Annotated in this window: 16 protein-coding genes; 12 read left to right on the top strand and 4 right to left on the bottom strand. The window is 71.6% G+C overall.

Annotation, left to right across the window (positions count from 1 at the left end; genetic code table 11):
* The 3 genes from AB0F17_RS13205 to AB0F17_RS13195 all read left to right on the top strand — a co-directional run bounded on the left by AB0F17_RS13205 (position 1) and on the right by AB0F17_RS13195 (position 3433).
* The gene (locus AB0F17_RS13205) at positions 1-798 is read left to right on the top strand and encodes an alpha/beta hydrolase (RefSeq protein ID WP_358021033.1); all 798 of its coding nucleotides are present in this window, start codon (positions 1-3) and stop codon (positions 796-798) included.
* Positions 799-821: 23 nt separating this feature from the next.
* Positions 822-2339, top strand: coding sequence for an amidohydrolase family protein (locus tag AB0F17_RS13200; RefSeq protein ID WP_358021030.1), 1518 nt, complete (start codon positions 822-824; stop codon positions 2337-2339).
* Positions 2340-2434: 95 nt separating this feature from the next.
* Positions 2435-3433: a phosphotransferase gene (locus AB0F17_RS13195; protein ID WP_358021027.1), complete on the top strand. Its 999-nt coding sequence runs from the start codon at positions 2435-2437 to the stop codon at positions 3431-3433.
* Between the two features lie 92 nt (positions 3434-3525).
* On the opposite strand, the gene AB0F17_RS13190 is transcribed toward AB0F17_RS13195, so the two are convergent.
* Genes AB0F17_RS13190 through AB0F17_RS13175 form a run of 4 tightly spaced genes read right to left on the bottom strand, consistent with a single transcriptional unit; the run spans position 3526 to position 7104 of the window.
* Positions 3526-4101, bottom strand: a complete 576-nt coding sequence (locus AB0F17_RS13190) for an SRPBCC family protein (protein WP_358021024.1) — start codon at positions 4099-4101, stop codon at positions 3526-3528.
* Positions 4098-4412 (bottom strand): metalloregulator ArsR/SmtB family transcription factor, encoded by a 315-nt coding sequence (locus tag AB0F17_RS13185; RefSeq protein WP_358021021.1) that lies wholly within the window; start codon positions 4410-4412, stop codon positions 4098-4100. Before AB0F17_RS13185 ends, AB0F17_RS13190 begins: the two co-directional genes overlap by 4 nt.
* A gap of 53 nt (positions 4413-4465) precedes the next feature.
* On the bottom strand, positions 4466-5728 hold the full coding sequence (locus AB0F17_RS13180) for a cytochrome P450 (RefSeq protein ID WP_358021019.1): 1263 nt from the start codon (positions 5726-5728) through the stop codon (positions 4466-4468).
* Between the two features lie 17 nt (positions 5729-5745).
* Positions 5746-7104, bottom strand: coding sequence for a glutamine synthetase family protein (locus AB0F17_RS13175; RefSeq protein WP_358021017.1), 1359 nt, complete (start codon positions 7102-7104; stop codon positions 5746-5748).
* A 191-nt stretch (positions 7105-7295) separates the two neighbouring features.
* Between AB0F17_RS13175 and AB0F17_RS13170 the strand changes: the two genes are divergently transcribed.
* The 9 genes from AB0F17_RS13170 to AB0F17_RS13130 are packed head-to-tail and all read left to right on the top strand — an operon-like array spanning position 7296 to position 16481.
* Positions 7296-7484 (top strand): ferredoxin, encoded by a 189-nt coding sequence (locus tag AB0F17_RS13170; protein ID WP_358021014.1) that lies wholly within the window; start codon positions 7296-7298, stop codon positions 7482-7484.
* A gap of 2 nt (positions 7485-7486) precedes the next feature.
* Positions 7487-8752, top strand: a complete 1266-nt coding sequence (locus AB0F17_RS13165) for an FAD/NAD(P)-binding oxidoreductase (RefSeq protein WP_358021011.1) — start codon at positions 7487-7489, stop codon at positions 8750-8752.
* Positions 8753-8765: 13 nt separating this feature from the next.
* The gene (locus AB0F17_RS13160; protein ID WP_358021008.1) at positions 8766-9572 is read left to right on the top strand and encodes an acetoacetate decarboxylase family protein; all 807 of its coding nucleotides are present in this window, start codon (positions 8766-8768) and stop codon (positions 9570-9572) included.
* Positions 9569-11041: an aldehyde dehydrogenase gene (locus tag AB0F17_RS13155; protein WP_358021006.1), complete on the top strand. Its 1473-nt coding sequence runs from the start codon at positions 9569-9571 to the stop codon at positions 11039-11041. Before AB0F17_RS13160 ends, AB0F17_RS13155 begins: the two co-directional genes overlap by 4 nt.
* Complete coding sequence (locus AB0F17_RS13150; protein ID WP_358021003.1) at positions 11034-11951, top strand: 3,4-dihydroxyphenylacetate 2,3-dioxygenase; 918 nt, start codon at positions 11034-11036, stop codon at positions 11949-11951. The genes AB0F17_RS13155 and AB0F17_RS13150 overlap by 8 nt, the downstream gene beginning before the upstream one ends.
* The gene (locus AB0F17_RS13145) at positions 11944-12798 is read left to right on the top strand and encodes a fumarylacetoacetate hydrolase family protein (protein WP_358021000.1); all 855 of its coding nucleotides are present in this window, start codon (positions 11944-11946) and stop codon (positions 12796-12798) included. The genes AB0F17_RS13150 and AB0F17_RS13145 overlap by 8 nt, the downstream gene beginning before the upstream one ends.
* A gap of 40 nt (positions 12799-12838) precedes the next feature.
* Positions 12839-14284, top strand: a complete 1446-nt coding sequence (locus AB0F17_RS13140; protein ID WP_358020997.1) for an APC family permease — start codon at positions 12839-12841, stop codon at positions 14282-14284.
* Positions 14284-15768, top strand: coding sequence for an aldehyde dehydrogenase (locus AB0F17_RS13135; RefSeq protein ID WP_358022324.1), 1485 nt, complete (start codon positions 14284-14286; stop codon positions 15766-15768). Before AB0F17_RS13140 ends, AB0F17_RS13135 begins: the two co-directional genes overlap by 1 nt.
* Positions 15765-16481, top strand: coding sequence for a gamma-glutamyl-gamma-aminobutyrate hydrolase family protein (locus AB0F17_RS13130; protein WP_358020994.1), 717 nt, complete (start codon positions 15765-15767; stop codon positions 16479-16481). The genes AB0F17_RS13135 and AB0F17_RS13130 overlap by 4 nt, the downstream gene beginning before the upstream one ends.
* The last annotated feature ends 24 nt before the right edge of the window (positions 16482-16505 follow it).

Raw genomic sequence — 16505 nt, 5'->3', positions numbered from 1 at the left:
ATGAGCGAGTTCACCTACAAAGGCGGAGACGGCTGCTCGTTGTACGCCACCACGGTCGGCGCGGGCGGGCCGCCACTCGTCCTTTTGCACGGCGGCGGCCCAGACCACCACAGCCTGTTGCCGCTGGCTCGCCGCCTCGCCGACCTGCACACGGTGATCCTTCCTGACGTGCGGGGCTACGGCCGGTCGGTCTGCATCGATCCGGGCAGGCATACCTGGGAGCAGTACACCTCCGACGTCATCGCTCTGCTGGATCACCTGGGCACCCACGACGCCACGCTGGGCGGCACGGGCCTGGGTGCCACGGTGACCCTCCGCACCGCCCTGACCCACCCGGACCGGGTACGCGCCGCCATCCTGATCAGTGTCGAGGACATCGAGGACGACCAGGACAAGGAGGCCGAGATCGCGTTCCTCGACGCGTTCGCCGCCCGTGTGCTCGCCGATGGCATCGAGGCGGCCTGGGCACCGATCCTGGAACACTTCCCGCCGGTCATCGGAGCCATGGTGCGCGATGCGATTCCGCGCTCGGACCCGGCCAGCATCGCCGCCGCGGCGGCCATCGGCCACGATCGGGCTTTTCGCAGCAGGGACGAACTCGCCGCGGTCCGGCCGCCGACCCTGGTGATCCCCGGAACCGACCCGCGGCACCCGACCGAACTCGCCGAGCTCGTCGCCCGGGTGGTGCGGGACGGCCACCTCGCGCCGGTCAGCGTCTCCTCCGACCTGCACACCGCCGACGACCTCGCGACGGCGATCGCGCCCGCTGTCCGCGCGTTCCTGAGCGGCCGGCGTTGAACACGCGCCGCCGTCACTGACTCATGGAGAACGACACGCTGCTGGTCCGCGGCGGATACGTGTACACCGCCGATGAGAACGCGCGCACCCATCCGGCGGGTTCGGTGCTGGCCGTCAACGGGCGGATCGTCGCGGTGGGCGAGACCCGGACAGTGGACGAGGCCGTGGCCGCGCTCGGCCGGCGGGAACGTGCCGGAATGCGCACTGTCGACGCGAGCGGGATGATGGTCCTGCCCGGCTTCGTCAACGCGCACTGGCACGAGGTGCTCGGCAGGGGCTTGTCCCAGTTCGGGCCGCGGCGGCGCCAGCCGGACCCCTGGTGCGACCACGCCGATGTACCCGGCCCGTTCGCCGGTGGCGGTGACGTGCGGCTTCTGTCGACCACGTTCGACGCCGCATATTCCTTCGCCGACGCTCTGGAGCCCGAGGAGGCTCGGGCCATCGCGGAGTACTCGCTGCTGACCCAGTTGAAGGCGGGCACGACCACCTTCGGCGACGTGGGTTCGATGAACAAGCCCGAGGCGCTGATCGCCGCCACCACAAGGCTGGGCCTGCGCGGCGCGGTCAGTGTTTGGGCCGGCGACGGGGTGTGCGCGCCCGGCGAGAGCCGCTTCCGCCGCACCCGGGAGGCCGCCGAGGTGCTGGACCGCCTGGAATCGGTACGGCGGGCCGCCCAGGCCGAGGGCAGCGGCCGCATCCGGGTGATGCCGTCGGCCATCTACACCGCCAACATGAGCGACGAACTCGGCGACGGCCTGGCAGCCTTCGCCGACCGGCATCGGCTCCCGTTCGCCACGCACGTGGCGGCACTGCCGGACGAGACCGATGTCCTGCGCCATTATCTGGGCACCAGCCCGGTGCGCCGCCTTGCCGACCTGGGCCTGTTGAACCACCGCCTGATCGCCGTGCACTGCGCCTGGCCGGATGAAGAGGAACAGGCCATGCTGCTACAGGCGCGTGTCCACCTCAACCACTCACCCGCCAAGTACGGCACCACCGGCGAGTCGCCGATGTCGGGCACCCGGACGCTGCTCCGGCTGGCCCGCGCGGGGCTGGAGCTGTCGCTGTCCACCGATGGTGAGGGGCTGCCGATCGGCGGCATGGCCGAGGCCATGCGCCAGGCCTGGCTGACGCACAACGAACTGTGGTCGGACAACACCGCGATCGTTCCCTCAACGGCGCTGGCCATGGCCACCCGGCTGGCCGCCGGCGCGCTGCGCTGGCAGCACGAGATCGGCAGCCTCCAGGCGGGCAAGCGGGCCGACCTGGTCCTGGTCCGCATCGACGACTGGCGTTATCTGCTCCGCCCTCGGCCGCTGGAGGGCTTCTTGCTGCTGGGCGGGTCCGCCGATGTCGACACCGTCATCGTGGACGGCCGGGTGCTGATACAAGGCGGTCAGGTTACCCACGTGGCGGAATCCGCCGTGCGAGAGCGGTTCATCGAAGCCGCCGTCCAGGTCGCCGGGCGCCTGTTCGATGTCGACCGCGAGACGTTGACCCGCTTCACCGCCAGGTTCAGCGAGCGCACCCGGCAGCGGTGAGCGTCCATACTTGTTCGCGTGAACCTCGTCGCCCGGATTTTCGCGGTACTCACCCGCCGGCCGCCGGTCGTCCTGCTGCCCACAGTGGTCTGATCGTGGTCGAGGAGCTGGTCGCATACGTGCGGGAGGCGTTCGGGTGGGATGCGGACGTCGTGGCGTCCCCGGGGCCGCGCGGTGCGCTGGGGCAGATCTGGCGACTGGACGTCGGCCCGGCACGCTACGCGCTCAAAGAGATCTTCGCCGAGCCGCCGTCGGAGGCGTTGATCGAGGCGGAGCTGGCGTTCGCGCGGCGGGCGGCCGAGGCGGGGGTACGGCTGCCGGCGAGCCACCCCGACCGCGAAGGACGCCACCTGCTCGCGCCGCCCGGCGGGTCGTGGCTGCGCGTGTACGACTGGGTCGACCTGCGGCCGGTCGAGCTGACGGCGCCGACCACGCCGCGAGAGCTCGGAGCACTGTTCGCCCGCCTGCACCGATGCGCCCCGGCCGTGGCGGTCGAGCCGGGCGGCGGACCGCCCGATCCCTGGTACGACCGCGTCCCCACCGCGCATGAGTGGGCGGAAGCGTCCGCTGGGTGGGCGGAAGCGTCCGCGTCGGGCGTGGTGTGGGCCGCGCGACTGACCGACCTGCTGACCGCGCTGCCGGAGTTGTCCGCGGCGGTCGCGCCCGCCGATCCCGCCGGGCTGATCGTCTGCCATCGCGACCTGCACCCGGAGAACGTCCTCGCCGACCCCACTGGCGCGCTGGTGGTCGTCGACTGGGACAACCTCGGCCCGGCCGAGCCGGGCCGGGAACTGGCCCGGGCGCTGTTCGACTGGTTCTGCGACAACTCGATCGCCGACCTCGACGCCATGCGCGGCATGTACGAGGCGTACGTGCGTGAGGGCGGCCCGGGCCGCATCACCGAACCGGCGGACTTTTCGATGCTCCTTGCGTCCCGGCTGAACTTCCTGCGGGTCCAGGCGCGCGTCGCGCTCGACTCGCGCGCCGAGCCGCGGCACCGCGAGTGGGCGGAGCGCGAGATCGACGAGGGGCTGCGCATCCTGCCGACCCCGCGGCAGTTAGCCGACGTGCTGGAACTGACACGGACCCGCTGATGTATCGCCGCCGGACGGACAGCCCGCAGGCGGGGCGAGCCGCCCGCCGCTGCGCTGCCGGGAACCGGCCCGGCCATTGTGCACCTGATTGATCAGGGCGCCTCGCTCTCACCCTTGAGGTGTTCGGGCAGACCGGTATTGGGGATGCCGAACTTCTGCGCGTACTGATCGTTGAGTTCGGACCAGCCGAAGTCGACGGCCGCCGCGCCGCGGATCGGCGGGATCGGATGCCCTTCGAGCAGTTTCTCGGCGACGTCGAGGCAGAGGTGCCAGCCGGCCGCGACCTTCGGAAGCCAGTCGCGGTCATTGACGGTGTGCCGCAGTGTCAGCCGGGAACCGGTGTCGGTGGCCGCCAGTTCCCAGCGCAGCAGGTCGGTGCCGAGGGTGTACTCCAGCAGCGTCGGTGGTTCGGCGCGCACGACCTCGGCCGCCATGTCCTGGGGCTTCTCGTCGTCGATCATCGTGATCGTGGCGTGGCCCGCCTGGGAGAGATCGCGGTCGGCGGTGTAGGGGGCCCACGCGGCGAGTTGTTCGGGCTCGGTCAGCGCGGCCCACACTTTCTCCGGCGGATGGCGCAGGTCGCGGGTGAAGACCAGCGTCCAGCGGTCTTCCGCCGCCTCGCAGTCGACCTGGGCCGACGGGCTCGGGTGGTAGGCGTCGGAGGTCATGATTGCTCCAGACTGTTGAGGTGGCGCTCGAGAGCGTCGAGATGCCGGTCCCACAGGGCGCGATATGGCTGAAGCCAGTCGTCGAGCGCCTGGAAGGGTCCCGCCTGAATGCGGTAGATCCGTCGCTGCGCCTCCGTACGACAGGTGACGAAACCGGCTTCCCTGAGCACCTTCAACTGCTTGGAGACCGTGGGCTGGCTGACGTCGAGCGCGTCGACCAGGTCGTTCACGCTGCTCTCCGCTTCCAGGAGCCGGTCGAGAATCCGGCGCCGGGTCGGTTCGGAGAGCACGGAGAACGTATCGACGGACATGCTCTCTATATTCCCCGTCAAGTATATTCCCGTCAAGGTATATGCAGTCTCTCTCAGGCGAGAGTGACCTCCACGGGGAGCTTCTTGATGCCGTTGACGAAGTTGGAGCGCACGCGCGGCACCGCTCCAGTGAGCCGGATGTCGGCGATCCGGGGAATGAGCTCCTCGAACATGATGCGGATCTCGGTACGGGCCAGCAGGTTGCCCAGGCACAGATGCGGGCTGCCCTTGCCGAAGGTGACGTGGTCGTTCTTGGTCCGGGTGACGTCGAAGCTGTAGGGATCGGCGAAGACCTTCTCGTCGCGGTTGCCCGACGCGTACCACATGACGACCTTGTCGCCTTCCTTGATCTGCTTGCCACCGAGCTCCGCGTCGCGCGTCGCGGTGCGGCGGAAGTGGTAGACCGGTGAGGCCCAGCGCAGGAACTCCTCGACGGCACCGGGGATGAGCGACGGGTCACGCCGTAGCAGGTCGAGCTGGTCCGGGTGCTCGATGAGGGCCAGCATGGTGTGCGAGATGGCGTGCCGTGTGGTCTCGTTGCCGGCGACGACGAGCAGCAGGAAGTAGTTGTCGAAGTCCTGGGCCGACAGGGGGACACCGTCGCGCGGGGTCTCGTTGACGAGCCGGGAGACCAGATCGATGCCGGTGCCGCCACGCCGCTGCCTGGCCAGCTCGCGACCGTACTCGAAGACCTCCAGCGAGGCGGGCGAGCGGAAGGGCAGGTGCCGGTACTGCTCGCTCTCCTCGCTGCCCAGGAGCACGTCGGCGTAGTCGGGGTCGGTGTTGCCGATGATGCGGTTGCCCCAGTCGATGAGCTGCTTGGTGTCGTCCTCGGGCACGTCGAGCAGCCGGGCCAGCACGTTGATGGGGAAGTCCGCGGAGACGTCGGCGACGAAGTCGAAGGCGCCCTTGGCGAAGGCCGCGTCGAGGGTGGTGGCGGTCAGCCCGCGCAGGAAGTCGGCGTACTGGCCGATGACCGCGGCGCCGAACTGGCGCTGCATCAGGCCGCGCAGAGCGCGGTGGCGCACGCCGTCCAGCTCCAGGATGGAGGCGCGGCGCTTGATCTGGTCGTCGTCCACCTCCTCCAGGTTGACGAACTTGGTGGAGGTGAAGGTCTCGCTGTCGCGGTCCACACGGGCGATGTCCTCGTGGCGGGTCAGGGCCCAGAAGCCGGCGTTGGGCGCCGGTTCCGGCTGCCAGTGGACGGGGTCCTCGTGGCGCAGTGTGTGGAACATCCGCCACGGGGTGAGACCGTCGGTGAAGTTCCCCGGGTCGGCGAGGTCGATCTCGTCCAGGGGAAAGGGCTCAGGGATCATGGTGGTGCTCCTCGGCGTCACAGGTGGTAGGCGTACTCGGTGAACTCCCAGTCGGTGACGTGCCGATGGAAGCGTTCGATCTCGTTGCGTTTGTAAGTGAGGAAAGAGGCGGCGAAGCCCTTGCCGAGCAGCTCGATCAGCTCGCCATCGGCCTCGAAGGCGTCGAGCGCGGCGGCGAGCGTCATCGGCAGCACGGCGGCACGGGCGGTGTCGTAGCCGTAGCCCTCCAGCGGGGCGGGCGGCTCCAGGCCGGCGCGCACCCCCAGCAGCGCGGCGGCGATCGTGCCGGCCAGCAGGAGGTACGGGTTGGCGCTCGCGTCCCCGAGGCGCAGCTCGAAGCGGGCGCCCGGGCCGCGCTCGGGCGGGACGCGCACCATGGCGCTGCGGTTGTCCAGTCCCCAGTCGATCAGCCACGGCGCGAGCGTGTCGGGGCCGAACCTCTTGTAGGAGTTGACGGTGGGGTTGGCCAGCGCGGCCAGCGCCGGGGCGTGCGCCAGGACACCGGCGATGGCGTGGCGGGCGGTGGCCGAAAGCCCGTACGGCGCCGACGGGTCGTCAAAGGCGTTGGCGTCGTCGTCACCCGAGGTGCAGGACAGGTGGACGTGGAAACCGGAGCCGCCTTCGTCGTTGAACGGCTTGGCCATGAAGGTGGCCAGGCGTCCCTCGGCGCGGGCGAGTTCTTTGATCGCCGACTTGAAGAGGAAGGTCCGGTCCGCGGCGTCCAGGGCGCCGGAATGCATGAGGTTGATCTCGAACTGGCCGCTGCTGAACTCGTGGTTGCCCATGCTCACGCCGACGCCGAGATCGCGCAGGTGGCGCAGCGTGCGCAGGAGGTGGCCGTCGGGGTCACCGCGCCGCCCGGCGGTGTAGACGTTGCCCGGTGCCTCGGCGTAGCGCCGCCAGCCGGCCGGCGAGCCGGGGTCGGGGTCGCACAGGAAATACTCCAGCTCGGGACCGACCACGGGGCGCAGCCCTTGCTCGCGGCACCGGCCCAGCACGCCGCGCAGCAGGTCGCGCGGCGACTCCGGAACCGGCACGCCGGCGACGGGATCGAGGACCTCGCCGAGGCACCAGGCGACCCCCGGCTCCCACGGCAGCGGCTTGAGCGTGCCGAGGTCGGGCCGGACCACGACATCGGGCAGCCCGGCGTCCAGGCCGCCCTCGACCGGCACCACGTCTCCCTGCGGGGTGGTGTGGTAGACGGCGCGGCAGAAGGCCAGTCCGTGCTCGCAGGCGCCGGCCAGGTGATCGATCAGGACGTCCCTGCCTCGATCGGTGCCGATCAGGTCGGGGTAGACCACGCGGACGACGTCCACGTTCTGGGCGGCGAGGCGCGCTATGTGCTCTTGGTCGTACGAGGTGTCGTGTGCACTCATCGGCGTCCCCTCGGGCGGGCGGTGGAGGTACGGCGGCACTGCTCCACACATCGTTTGAGGCCAAACGATACGTACAGGCCATCGACCCCGCAATAGGGGCGATGTAAATCCATCATCTCCGGCCAGCCTCTTGACCAGGCCCTGGGTGGCTTCTTATGTTGTTTGGACCCAAACGATAGGAGGTGCGGCTCATGAAGGTCGTCGTCGACCTGACCAAGTGCCAGGACCACGGGCAGTGCGTCTTCGCCGCTCCGGACGTCTTCCGTCTCGACGACGCCGGGCACCTCGCGTACGTCGCCGAGCCTGACGAGTCGCTGCGCGCCGACGTCGAGGACGCCGCCGACGTCTGCCCGCTCCAGGCCATCACGATCGAGGGCTGACCATGTCACCTCGTGTCGTCGTGGCCGGAGCGTCGATGGGCGGCCTGCGCGCGGCCGAGCAGCTACGCGCGGCGGGCTGGACCGGGGCGATCACCGTGGTCGGCGACGAGCCGGCCATGCCCTACAACCGGCCGCCCCTGTCGAAGGAGGTGCTGGCCGGCCGGGAGTCCTTCGAGTCGCTGGCCTTCCGGCCCCGGGCGAGCACCGCCGACGTGGAATGGCTCCTCGGCACCGCGGTGACGTCCGCCGACCTGGCCCGCCGTGTCGTCGGCCTGGGCAATGGCGCCGAGCTGGCCTTCGACGGCCTGGTCGTGGCCACCGGAATGCGGCCGCGGCGGCTGCGCTGTCCCGGGCCCGCCGCGGGCCGCCACACCGTGCGCACCATGGCCGACGCTCGCGCGCTGCGCTCGGAGTTGACCCGGCCCGGCGTTCGCGTCGTGGTGGTCGGCGCCGGGTTCATCGGCTGCGAGGTCGCCGCCACCGCCGTCGCGCTCGGGGCCGCGGAGGTGACCGTGGCCGACCCGGAGCCGCTGCCCATGCTCCGCCCGCTCGGTGGGCTACTGGCCCGCGAGCTGCGCACGCGGCACGAGGCCCGCGGCGTGCGCTTCGCCCTCGGCACGGGGGTCACCGCCTTCAACGGAACCGGCCACGTCGAGGACGGAACCGGCCACGTCACGCCCGGCGCCGCAGTCGAGGGTGCCGACCATGTCACGGGCGTCGTGCTGGCGGACGGGCGGACGCTGCCCGCCGATGTGGTGGTCGAGGCGGTCGGCTCGGTGGCCAACACCGAGTGGCTGGCCGGCAACGGCCTGGACCTCGCCGACGGCGTGCTCACCGACGAGCTGCTGCGCGTGGGCGGTCTGCCGTACGTCGTGGCCGTCGGCGACGTGGCCCGCTTCCCCAACGCCCGCTACGACGGCGTGCCGCGCCGGATCGAGCACTGGTCGATCCCCGGCGACACCGCCAAGCGCGCCGCCAGAACCCTCGCCGCCCACCTCACGGGCACCGAGCCCGACCCCGAGCCGTTCGCACCGCTGCCCACCTTCTGGAGCGACCAGCACGACTTCCGCCTGCAGTCCTTCGGCGCCCCCACGCTGGGCCTCGACGACATCCGCGTGCTCGAGGGCGACCTGGGCGGGGACGTCGTCGTCGGCTACCACGCCGGCGGACGGCTGGCCGGCGTCGTCGCGCTCGGCGGGCCCGCCGCCACCGCCGCGGCCGCCCGCCACCGCGCCGGCCTGCTCAAGCAACCCGCCCTCACCCCGTAAGGAATCGCACCACATGACCACAGTCAGCGGCTTCCTCTACCCCCGTACCGCCACGGGACGCTCCTCCCTGATCCCCTCACCGCCGTGGCACTACTCGGGTGACCTGCTCACCGTCGAGTACCGCACCGACCCGGCCCGGGTGCGCGAACTGCTGCCCGAGCCGCTGGAGCTCGCCCCGGACGACCCGGGCGCGGTGGCGCTGATCTGGGCGGACTGGCAGTCCTGCGCGACCTCGCGGGAGGAGCTGCTCGACCCGGTGCGCGCCCAGTACAAGGAGGCGTTCGCGGTCGTGCGCTGCTCCTACAGAGGGCGTACGTACTCGCGCTGCGTCTACATCTGGGTGGACAAGGACTTCGCCATCGCCCGCGGCATCCACCAGGGCTACCCCAAGAAGCTCGGCTCGATCCACCTGACCCGCCCCCACCCGTACGGTCCCGCGCCGAAGATCGAGGCGGGCGCCCGCTTCGGCGCCACGCTCGCCGCCGCCGACCGCAGGCTGGCCCAGGCCGTGGTGACGCTGCGCGAGCCCGCGGAGAGCAACGGCTTCGTCAACGGCCACCCCATGGCGCACCACCGCCTCCTGCCCTCCATCGAAAAGGGCGGCGGGCTCGCGCTCGACGAACTCGTCGAGACCGGAGCCGCGGCGTTCGAAGGCGGCGTGCCCTGGCGTGGCGAGGCCGATCTGGAGCTGTTCGAGGCGCCCACCGAGGAACTGGCCAGGTTGGAGGTCCGCGAGCCCATCGCCGCGTACTACCGCCAGGTCGGCGTCGTCTGGGACGGCGGCACCCTGCTCGAATCCCTTGCGAAGGACCGTTCATGACACAGCACATCGCGACCATCGGCGGCGTCGCCGTCGACACCCGGCACTGGATCGGCGGAGAGCGTGTCGCCTCCCCCACGACCTTCACCGACGAGTCGCCCATCGACGGCCGCGTCCTCGCCGAGATCGCCCGCGGCGGGCAGGCCGAGGCGGAGGCGGCCGTCGCCGCGGCCGCGGCCGCCTTCCCCGTCTGGGCCGCCACGCCGCGCGCCGACCGCGCCCGGCTCCTGCGCGCGGTCGCCGACGGCGTCGAGAAGCGGCTGGACGACCTGGCCATCGTCGAGACCAGCGACAACGGCGCGCTGCTGCGCTCGCACCGGCGAGGCGTAATGCCGCGCGTGGCGCACAACTTCCGGTTCTTCGCCGACTGGCTGCTGGAACTGGCGCACGAGGACTTCGACACGCGCGGCCACACCAATCGCGTCTCGTGGGATCCGGCCGGGCCGTGCGTGCTCATCACGCCGTGGAACGCGCCGCTGATGCTGGCCACCTGGAAGATCGCCCCGGCGCTGGCGGCCGGCAACACGGTGGTGCTCAAGCCCGCCGAGTGGTCCCCGCTCACCGCCTCGCTGCTCGCCGACATCACCGCCGAGGCCGGGCTGCCCGCGGGCGTGTTCAACGTCGTGCAGGGGTACGGGGCCGAGGCCGGCTCCGCCCTGGTCTCCCACCCGGGCGTGCGCCGGATCAGTTTCACCGGCTCCGTGCCGACCGCGAAGCACATCGCCGGGGCCGCCGCCGCCAACCTCGTCCCGGCCAGCTTCGAACTGGGCGGCAAGTCGCCCCTGCTGGTCTTCGCGGACGCCGACCTCGACCTGGCCGTGGACCTGGCGGTCGAGCAGTACGACAACGCCGGCCAGGTGTGCCTGGCCGCGACCCGGCTACTCGTCGAGTCCTCCATCTCGGAGGAGTTCGTCCGCCGCTTCACCGCCAAGGCCGCGACGCTGCGGCAGGGCGACCCGCGCGATGAGGCCACCGACATCGGCCCCAACATCCACGCCCGGCAGGTCGACAAGATCGATGGTTTCGTCCGGCGGGCGCTCGCCACCGGGGCGCGCGCCGTCATCGGCGGCGGGCCCAACACCGATCTCGGCGGCCTGTACTACCGGCCGACGCTGCTCAGCGGCGTCGCCCAGGACAGCGAGATCGTCCAGGAGGAGGTCTTCGGGCCGGTGCTGACCCTGCAGACCTTCGACACCGAGGAGGAGGCGGTCCGGCTGGCCAACGACACCCCGTTCGGGCTGGCCGCCACCCTCGCCACCGGCGACCGCGACCGCGCCGAGCGCGTCACGTCCCGCCTCGTCGCGGGCACGGTCTGGGTCAATTGCTTCTTCGTCCGGGATCTGCGCGCCCCCTTCGGCGGCTCCCGCCAGTCCGGCGTCGGCCGGGAGGGCGGCACGTGGAGCTTCGACTTCTACTGCGACCTGAAGAACACCGTCACCGCACCGGAGGGATGGCGGGACCATGGGTGAGATCGTCGGGGCCGGCCTGCTGGCGCACGTCCCCACCATCGTGCTGCCCGAGCAGGAGCGCCTGGACCTGAACGAGGGCAAGGAGATCACCCTCGTCACCGGCCTGCGCGAGCTGCGCCGCGAGGTCTTCGAGACCCTCGACTACGACACCGTCGTGGTGCTGGACTCGCACTGGGCCACCACGGTGGAGTTCGTGGTCACCGCGCACGACCGCCGGGCGGGGCTGTTCACCTCCGAGGAGCTGCCGCGCGGCATGTGCCGCATGCCGTACGACTTCCCCGGCGACCCCGAACTGGCCCGCAACGTCGCCGCGTTCGCCGACGAGCACGGCACCTGGATCACCCCGATCGACGACGCGTACCTGCCGATCTACTACGCCACGACCAACCTGTGGAAGTTCCTCGGCGAGGGCCTGCCGGACAAGCGGTGGGTGACGATCGGGGTGTGCCAGACCGGTGACATGGAGGACCACCTGCGTCTGGGCCGCGCCCTGGCCGACGGCATCGCCGCCACCCCCGGCCGCAGGGTGCTGATCATCGCCTCGGGCGCGCTGTCGCACACCTTCTGGCCGCTGCGCGAGCTGCGCGACCACGAGGCCGGCGATCCCCGGCACATCTTCACCCCGGAGGCGCGGGCGGCCGACCTGGAGCGCATCGCCTGGTTCAAGCAGGGCCGCCACGACCAGGTCCTGCGGACGATGCCGGAGTTCTGGAGGTTCAAGCCCGAGGCCCGCTTCTACCACTACCTGATGATGGCCGGCGCTCTGGGCGAGGCGGCCTGCACCGCGCCCGCCCGCCAGTACGGCGAGTACGAGAACTCCATCGGCACCGGCCAGGTCCACCTCTGGTTCGACCGCCCATCCGGCGGCTGGACCCCCCTCCGCGCAGAGCAGGAGCACGCCCATGCCTGAGTACCGCCGCGTCCTCCTCGACGGAGCCGTCGTCGAGACCGTACGAGACGGCGACGAGCTGGTCGCCGGCGACGGCCGCCGGGTCAAGGCCGCCGAGGCGGCCCACCTGCCGCCGGTCGTCCCCTCGAAGATCATCGCTGTGCACCTCAACCACCGCAGCCGGGTCGAGGAGTTCCAGATCCGGCTGCCCGCCACGCCGACGTACTTCCACAAACCGACCTCCTCCCTCAACTCCCACCGCGGCGACGTCGTCCGGCCCGAGGGCTGCAAGTGGCTCAACTACGAGGGCGAGATCGCCATCGTCATCGGCCGGACCTGCCGCAACGTCTCCCAGGAGGAGGCGGGGGCGTACATCGCGGGCTACACCGTCGCCAACGACTTCGGCCTGCACGACTTCCGCGACACCGACGCCGGCTCCATGCTGCGCGTCAAGGGATCCGACACGCTCTGCCCACTCGGCCCCGGGCTGGTCACCGACTGGGAATTCCACGGCAAGTACCTGCGTACCTATGTCAACGGAGAGCTCGTCCAGGACGGCTCCACCGACGAGATGACCTGGGACATGAACTATCTCGTCGCCGACATCGCCCGCACCATCACCCTGTTCCCCGGCGACGTCCTGCTCTCCGGGACCCCGGCCAACTCCCGGCCCGTCCAGCCGGGCGACCTGGTCGAGGTCGAGGCCGAGGGCCTGGGACGGCTCGCCAACCGCGTCGTCACCGGTCCCACCATGATCCGCCCCGATATCGGGGCACAACCCACCGAGTCGGAAGAGGTCCTCTCCACGGCCCTCGGCGGCGAGTGGGAGTTCCGCGGCATCCGCGCGCCTCGGCGCACCGTCTCCTAACCAACGATCCGCTCCCCCCAGACCGGCAGGTGAACCACCAGTGGACACTCCAGCGACCACCGCAGCGGCGACCGCCGAGCCTCCAGCCGCCAGGAGGCTCAAGCCGAACGCGCTCGGCGTGCTCGGCATCCTCTTCTTCGTCCTCTCCGCGCAGGCGCCGCTGACCGGCATCGCCGGCGCCGTCCCCATCGCCGTGGCCCTCGGCAACGGTCCCGGCGTCCCCGCCGCCTACCTCGCCTCCGGGCTGCTCATCCTGCTCTTCTCGGTCGGCTTCGTGGCCATGGGCAGGCACGTCGTCGACGCCGGAGCCTTCTACGTCTACATCGGCAAGGGCCTCGGCAGGACCGCCGGGACGGGCAGCGCCGCCGTCGCGCTGTTCGCCTACTGCGCCATCCAGGCCGCCATGTACGGCCTGTACGGCGCCATCGTCTCCGGCCTCGTCGACCAGTACACCGGTCTGGCCGCGCCCTGGTGGGTCTGGTCCCTGGTGACCATCGCCATCGTGCAGGGGCTCGGGCAGGCCGGCATCGAGCTCGGCGCGAAGGTGCTGGCGATCTTCGTGCTCGCCGAGTTCAGCATCCTGCTCGTCTTCGGCCTGGTCACCCTGGTCAAAGGCGGCGGTCCTGAGGGCCTCGGCCTCGCCGAGACCTTCTCGCCGAGCGCCGCTCTGTCGGGTGCCCCCGGGGTGGCGCTGATGTTCGCCGTGGCCTCGATGTTCGGCTTCGAGGCCACCGCCATCTACGGCGAGGAGGCGCGCGACCCACGGCGTACCGTCCCCCGCGCCACCTACCTGTCCGTGCTCGTCGTCAGCGCCTTCTTCGTCTTCATCTCGTGGATGCTCGTCTCCGCTCACGGCTCCTCCAAGGCGGTCGCCGCCGCCGGCCAGGCGCTGGAGAGCGGCGACTCCGCGGCGTTCGTCTTCGCTCCGGTGGCGGCCCAGCTCGGCGCCTGGGCCAACGAGGTGCTGCCGATCCTGCTGGCCACCTCGCTGTTCGCCGGTGTGCTCGCCTTCCACAACTCCGCCAGCCGCTACCTGTTCTCGCTCGGCCGCGATGGGGTGCTGCCCCGGCGGCTGGCCTCGCTCAACCGCCGCCACGCGCCGTGGCTGGCCGGCTCGACGCAGACCATCATCGCCGTGCTGCTCATCCTGCCGTTCGCGGTGACCGGCGGGGACCCGGTGCTCACCCTGTTCTCCTGGTTCAGCGGCGTGGCGGTGCTGGCCATGATGCTCATGTACCTGCTCACCTCGGTCTCGGTGATCGCGTTCTTCCGCCGGGAACGCGTCGACACACGGCCGTGGCACACGCTCATCGCACCGGCGCTCGGCGCGCTCGGCATGGGCGGCGCGCTCTGGCTGATCCTGGCCAACTTCCCCACGCTCATCGGCGGCTCCACCGCCACCGCGATCTGGCTCGCGTGCGGCGTACCGGTCGTGATGCTCCTCGGCGTGCTCGCCGCCATGCGAACGCGGGGCCGGGCCGCGTGATGATCGGACACCAGGAGTGGGCCGACCGCGCCACGCGGCCGGCCTTCGCCACCCAGCACCACATCGACGGCGCCGACGAGCCCGGCGGCGGCGCCGTCTTCACGGTCGTGTCCCCGCGCGACGGCCGCGTCCTGGCCGAGGTCGCGGACGCGGGACCCGCCGAGGTCGATCTCGCCGTGGCCGCCGCGCGCCGCGCCTTCGTCCACGGTCCGTGGCCGCGCCTGGCACCCGCCGAACGCGGCCGCGCCCTGCTGCGGCTCGCCGATCTGATGGAAGAACACCGCGAGAGCCTCGCACTGACCATCAGCCTGGAGATGGGCAAACCGATCAAGGACGCGTACGAGATCGAGCTGCGTGCCGCCATCTCCACCTTCCGCTGGTACGGCCAGCTCGCCGACAAACTCACCGACGAATCGCCGCACACGGCCCCCGACGCCCTGGCGCTCGTCACCCGCGAACCCGCCGGCGTGGTCGGCGCGGTCGTGCCATGGAACTTCCCGCTCACCATCGCCGCCTGGAAGGTCGCCCCCGCCCTGGCGGCGGGCTGCACGGTCGTACTCAAGCCCTCCGAACGCTCGCCGCTGTCGGCGCTCGCGCTGGCGCGGCTGGCGACCGAGGCGGGGCTGCCGCGCGGCGCGTTCAACGTGGTCGCGGGAGACGGCCCCGCCGCCGGCCGGGCACTCGGCCTGCACCCGGACGTGGACGTGCTGGCCTTCACCGGGTCCACGGCCGTCGGCCGCCACTTCCTGCGGTATTCCGCCGACTCCAACCTCAAGCGGGTCTGGCTGGAGCTCGGCGGCAAGTCACCCAACATCATCCTGCCCGACGCCCCCGACCTGGACCGGGCGGCGGCCACGGCCGCCTGGGGCATCTTCTTCAACCAGGGCGAGATGTGCACCGCGCCCTCTCGCCTGCTCGTCCACTCCTCCATCGCCGAGCGCGTGACCGAGGCCGTCGTCGCCCGCGCCCGTGAGTTGCGGGTCGGCGACCCGCTCGACCCCGCCACCGAGATGGGCGCCCTGGTCGGCGAGGCCCATCTCGAAGGGGTGCTCGGCCATGTCGAGACCGGTGTCGGGCAGGGCGCCCGGCTGCGTACCGGCGGATCGCGCACCCTGGCCGGCACCGGCGGCAGCTACCTGGAGCCCACCGTGTTCGACCGGGTGGCCCCGGGGATGCGGCTGGCCCGCGAGGAGATCTTCGGGCCGGTGCTGTCCGTGCTGGCCTTCGACGATCTGGATGAAGCGGTCGCGCTCGCCAACGCCACCGAGTACGGCCTGGCCGCCGGGCTGTGGACCGCCGACCTGTCCACCGCGCACCAGGTGTCCCGCGCCCTGCGCGCCGGAACGGTCTGGGTGAACTGCTACGAGGAGGGCGACCTGACCGTGCCGTTCGGCGGCATGAAGCAGTCCGGCAACGGCCGGGACAAGTCCGCCCATGCCCTGGAGAAGTACACCGAGCTCAAGACCACCTGGATCCAGCTTTGACCCGTCCCCTGATCGCCGTCCCCGCCCGGTTCTCCGCCTCGGCCTCCGCCCTCCGCCACGCCGCGGAGGTGAACGCCCGCGCGCTGGTCGAGGCCGTCTGGCGCGCGGGCGGCGAACCCGTCTCGCTGCACCCGCACGCTCCGGGCGGCACCGCCGACCCGGCGGAGGTGGCCGCCCGCCTGGCCCGCTTCGACGCCGTCCTGCTGCCCGGCGGCGGCGACATCGCACCGCACCGGTACGGCGCGGCGATCGCGCACGAGAGCGTCTACGACGTGGACGACGAGCAGGACGGCTTCGATCTGGAGGTCGCCCGTCAGGCGATGGCCGCCGGCCTGCCGTTGCTGGCCGTCTGCCGCGGTCTCCAGGTCGTCAACACCGCGCTCGGCGGCACCCTGGAGCAGGACGCCGGCGACGGGGGGCACCGCCACTTCGTGCATCCGGTCGCGCTGCTGCCCGGGTCACTCCTGGAAGGCATCACCGGAGTGCAGAAGGTGACGGTGTCCTGCTACCACCACCAACGCGTGACCCTGGCCGGCGCCGGGCTGGTCGCCACGGCCGAGGCCGCCGACGGGACCGTCGAGGCACTCGAAGCGCCCGCCCTGGCCTCCTGGTTCGCCGCCGTGCAGTGGCACCCCGAAGACGGCGCCCATCAGGACCCCGTCCAGCAGGCCCTCTTCGACGCCTTCGTCGGCGCGGCCCTGCCGCGTGCCTGATCCGGCTCTCGCCCCGGCAGACCG

This window comes from Nonomuraea sp. NPDC026600 (assembly GCF_040638335.1).
GTDB lineage: Bacteria > Actinomycetota > Actinomycetes > Streptosporangiales > Streptosporangiaceae > Nonomuraea.
Note: the sequence above shows the minus strand (reverse complement) of the source record. Positions and strands in the feature narration are given on the sequence as shown.